This window comes from Loktanella sp. 3ANDIMAR09 (assembly GCF_001420005.1).
Classification (GTDB): Bacteria; Pseudomonadota; Alphaproteobacteria; order Rhodobacterales; family Rhodobacteraceae; genus Loktanella.
On record NZ_LJAK01000029.1, the window covers coordinates 1 to 3439 of the forward strand.

General features: G+C 68.6%; 1 pseudogene. It reads right to left on the reverse strand.

The annotated features are described in order from the left end of the window. Positions 1 to 3439: pseudogene (locus tag AN189_RS18615) on the reverse strand (DUF11 domain-containing protein); the annotation flags it as partial.

Genomic DNA, 3439 nt, shown 5'->3' on the forward strand with positions numbered 1-3439 from the left:
GGTCTCGCCCACCGCACCAGCGCTCTGGCTGATCACCTTGATCACCTCCAGCGCGGGCGCGGGTGCAATCGCCAGATCCGTCGGATCGTCCGCCGTATTGCCATCCGTGTCGTCGCCATCGTCCGAGACATCCGTCACCGGCGCGCCCGCACGGTCGATCGCCCGGCCCAGCACCACGTTGCGCAACCCGCCCGCGTCGATGTCCTCTTGGCTCAGCACATGGTCCAGCGTCCAGACGCGCGTCGCACCCGGGGCCAGCGGCGTGCCGTCCTCGGCCGGGTTCGCCAGCACCGGAACAGCGGTGATTTCCGTGCCGTCCAGACGCGTGAACGTATCCTCGATCGCCAGATCCCGCAGCGTCACCACGCCCGTGTTGCGCAGCGTGATCCGGTAGCTGATCGTCGCGCCCGGCGTCGTCCCGCTGCGCGTCAGTGCCTTGGTCGCATCCAGCGTCGCGGTCCGCGGCCCGGTCGGCACGCTGACATCGTCACGGGCCGACACCGCGCCGCCGCGCGCATCAAGACCCGCGACAAAGCCCGTGTTCTCGATCACGCCCGCATCCACGTCCTCTTGGGTCACCAAACGCGAGATCGCACAGCTGCCATCGGTCACACCGGGGGCCAGACGCGGAATGCGGCAGACATAATCGGGGTCGATCAGCGGGTCCGTCACCTCCAGGTCGGTCAGCGTCACATTGCCGTTGTTCGTCACGATCAGGTCGAACCCGATCGTGCTGCCCACCGCGCCAAAGCTGGCCACCGTCGCGCGCTTTTCCAGCTGCAGGTCGTTCACCACCGCAGGCATCGCTGTCACCACCGTGTCGCTGGCCGTCAGCCCCGCACCCTGCGGCGACAAGGCCGCGACATCCGCCGTGTTCGTCAGCGTGCCGCGATCCACATCCGCCTGGGTCACGACATAATCCGCAGCACAGACCAGCTGCGCCTGCGGATCCAGTACCGCCTGCGCACAGGTCAGATCCGGCAGCAGCGGGTCGCTTGCGCTGACCGACCGCAGCCGCTGGTTGCCCGTGTTCGTCACCGTCAGCGTATAGGTCAGCGTCTGGCCCACCGTGGTCACCGGCAGCACCTCCACGCTCTTGACCAGCGTGACAGCCGCGGTCGCCGCCGCGGGCGACACGATCCGCGCGGGATCCGAGGTCACAAAGGACGTCGACCCGTCGCGGCTGTATTGCGTCGCCGCCACCGCTTCGTTCGGGATCTCGCCCGCGTCCAGATCGTCCTGCGTCACCACATAGGTGCCGCGGCAGTCCACCGTATCACCGGGGGCAAAGTCGGTCTGGCCCGCGGCAAAGCACACCACCGGGCCGTCCAGCAGCCCGTCGTTCACCACGACATCGCGGGCAAAGGACACCGTCCCCGTGTTCTCGACCGTGAACAGGTAGGTCAGCACATCGCCCACCGCGTCGAACAGCAGATCGTTCTGCGGGCTGTTGTCGGCATTCGCCACCGACTCCAGCGCCTTGGTGATCCCCAGCGACGGCACGCCGCCCTGCGGCACCGTCACGCTGTCGGTCGTGCCGCGCAGATCACCCGCCACCGCCGTGGCCACGTTGGTGATCGCGCCCAGATCCACATCCGTCAGGCTGATCACATGCGACGCCGTGCAGGTCACGACACCGCCGGGGGCCAGACCCTGCGGCAGCACCGGGCAGTCCACCACCGGCACAAGGTTGTCGTCCACCGTGATCGCATCCGTGATCGTGGTATTGCCCGTGTTCGTCACCGTGAACGTATAGTTCACCACCGCGCCCTGACGGTAATACTGCGGGTCGATCCCGGGATAGGTCACACCCTCAAAGGTGATCGACACCGCCTGCTTGTCCGTGTCCAGCGCGGGGGTCTGCTGCGCCGGAACCGTCACGCTGTCCGGCGCGCTGACCACCACCCCGCTGGAGGCCGTCGCCGTGTTCGTCACAGCACCCGCGTCGATATCGTCCTGCGTCACCGCATAGCTGCCCGTGCAGGACAATGTCTCACCCGGGGCCAGGGGGCCGGGCGCACAGGTGATCGTCCCGCCCGCGTCGGTCACCAGCGGGTCGCTGATCGTCACCGGGTCCGTCAGCGTCACGTTGCCCGTGTTCGTCACGTCGAACCGGAAGGTCAGCACATCGCCCACCGCCGCAAACACCGGGCCGCCATCCGTCAGCACCTTGGTGACCGCCAGCGCGGGGTCGCGCGGCAGCACCAGCACCGTCGGATCCTCGGCCGGATCACCGTCGTCGGGGTCCGCATCGCGCGTCTGCGCCGTCAGCGGTCCACCCGCGGGCGGGGTCGCCTCGGCCACCGCGATGTTGCTGATCCCGCCTGCATCGATATCCGCCTGCGTCAGCACGTAGCTTGCGCGCCAGGTCGCCGTCTCGCCCACCTGCAGGGTGCCCGCAGGCGACCCCTGGTCGCTGGACCGCAGCACCGGACCGCTGGTCAGCGCCAGCACCGTGCCGTCCGCCCGTGTCAGCGTATCGCTGGCAATCCGCGCATCGCGCAGCGTCACATTGCCCGTGTTCGTCACCCGGATGTCAAAGATCACCGTGCCGCCCACCGTCACCGGACCATCCGCGATCACCTTGACCGCCGCCAGCGCAGGGGTCGTATCCACCCGCAGTTCGGTCGGGTCGTTCTGGTCGTTGCCGTCCGCGTCGTCGCCGTCGTCCGACAGGTCCGTCACACGCGTGCCGTCAGGCGCCACTGCCGCCGCCGCCACGCTGTTGCTGATCCCGCCCGCATCAATATCCGCCTGCGTCAGCACATAGCTCAGCGCAAAGACATGCGTCTCGCCCACAGCCAGCAGACCGGCCACATCGCCCTGTTCCAGCACCGGCTCCGCCACGCTGCGCGGATTGCCCGCAAGGTCTGTCAGCGTATCCACCAGCGCCAGATCCCGCAGCGTCACATTGCCTGTGTTCGCGGCCCGGATCTCGAACACCACCGTCTCGCCCACCGCGGCACCGCCCGTGCGCACCAGCTTGGTCACCTCCAGCGCCGGGCTGGGCGCGATCGGCAGATCGGTCGGATCGTCGCCATCGCCCGCACCGTTGTCAGACACGTCGCTGACCGGCGTGCCGTCCGGCGCAGTCGCACTGACCGTCGCCGTGTTCGACAGCCCGCCTGCATCGATGTCGTCCTGGCTCAGCACATGGGTCAGCGTCCAGATGCGGACAGCACCCGGGGCCAAGGCCACCGTCGCCTGACCGGGGTCCGCCAAGACAGGCGTGCCGCCAAGCGGCGTGCCATCCGCCCGCGTCAGCGTATCCGCCAGCGTCACATTCGACAGGCTCAGCGTGCCGGTGTTCTCGGCCGTCAGGGTAAAGACCACGCTCTCACCCGCAACAGCCCCCGGCTGCGTCACGCGCTTGATCAGCACCACATCCGCGGTGCCAAGGATCGGCAGCACCGTCGGATCGTCGCCATCGCCCGCGCCA